The organism is Promicromonospora sp. NPDC023987, assembly GCF_040639055.1.
Taxonomy (GTDB): Bacteria; Actinomycetota; Actinomycetes; order Actinomycetales; family Cellulomonadaceae; genus Promicromonospora.
In genome coordinates this window covers 1-1,154 of record NZ_JBEZZF010000166.1, presented here as the reverse complement: position 1 = coordinate 1,154, position 1,154 = coordinate 1, and the positions used below count along the sequence as shown (strand labels likewise).

Here is a 1,154-nt window from a genome sequence, read left to right as displayed (position 1 = left end):
AGGTGATCGGTAACCCGGGTTGCCGATCACCTGACGTTCTACCGACCACCGGGATCCGCCGTAAATCCGTTGGGGCGGGGAGTTCGGGTGTGCCAGGGTCCGATGGTGGCTTCCTTCATCTCGCACCTGTCCATCGACTGCTCCGACGCCTACTCGCTCTCCGAGTGGTGGAAACCGGTGCTCGGCTACGAGGACGAGCCCGGCGACCCGAACCTGCCCGGCCACGACGAGTGCATGCTCGTCGACCCGGAGGGCAAGGGCCCGACGGTCCTGTTCATCGAGGTGCCGGAGGCCAAGTCGGTGAAGAACCGGCTGCACCTCGACCTGCGGCCGCGCACGGACCCGCAGGACACCGAGGTCGAACGCGTGATCGCGCACGGCGCCACGGTCGTGGCCGACCGGCGCGGGCAGTACGGACCCGGTACGGGCTGGGTGGTGCTCGCCGACCCGGAGGGCAACGAGTTCTGCATCCTCCGCTCGCCCGCCGAGGTCGAGGCACAGCCGGGACCGGTGGAGGGCGCCACGGCATGAGCGACTGGCAGATCCGGCCTGAGCGTCCGGAAGACTTCGTCGCGATCCGGCAGCTGCTGGTCGCGGCGTTCGGCGACGAGGAGGTCGCCGACGGCGTGGACCGGATCCGCGCGTCCTGGATCTACCGCCCGGCGATGTCGCTGGTCGCGGTGTCGGACGGCGACGTGGTCGGCTGCGTCATGATCGACGGCTGCACGCTGACCGGCGAGGCGGGCGAGCGCACGGCGGCGATGCTCACCCCGCTCGCCGTCATCCCCGGACATCAGCGCCGCGGGATCGGCGCGGCCCTGGTTCGGGCCGCCCTCGCGAGGGCGGAGGAGGCAGCCGAGCCGCTGGTGGTGTTGGAGGGCAGCCCGAGCTACTACGGCGCGCTCGGCTTCCTCCCGGCTCGCGACCACGGGATCGAGATGCACCTGCCGGAGTGGGCTCCGGCCGAGGCCGCTCAGGTCTACCTGCTGCCGGCCTACGCCCCGGAAGACCCGGGCCTGCGCGGCACGGTCGCCTACCCGCCGGTCTTCGGCTGACACGTCAGGCCCCGTGTGGTCGGTAGAACGTCCTGCTCCTGGACGACGTCGCCGCACGCGCCGAGATCAAGTCGCACGCGACATGCCCGGCAAGACCCA

At 71.2% G+C, this 1,154-nt stretch carries 2 protein-coding genes; both read left to right on the top strand.

Annotated features, from left to right (window positions below; translation table 11 throughout):
- The first annotated feature begins 105 nt into the window (after positions 1-105).
- A complete protein-coding gene (locus AB0F40_RS27555; RefSeq protein ID WP_357475534.1) occupies positions 106-531 on the top strand; it encodes a VOC family protein in 426 nt (141 codons plus the stop codon).
- Positions 528-1,055 carry an N-acetyltransferase gene (locus AB0F40_RS27550; protein WP_357475532.1) on the top strand — a complete coding sequence of 176 codons (528 nt, stop codon included), beginning with the start codon at positions 528-530 and terminating at the stop codon, positions 1,053-1,055. The genes AB0F40_RS27555 and AB0F40_RS27550 overlap by 4 nt, the downstream gene beginning before the upstream one ends.
- Positions 1,056-1,154: the final 99 nt, after the last annotated feature.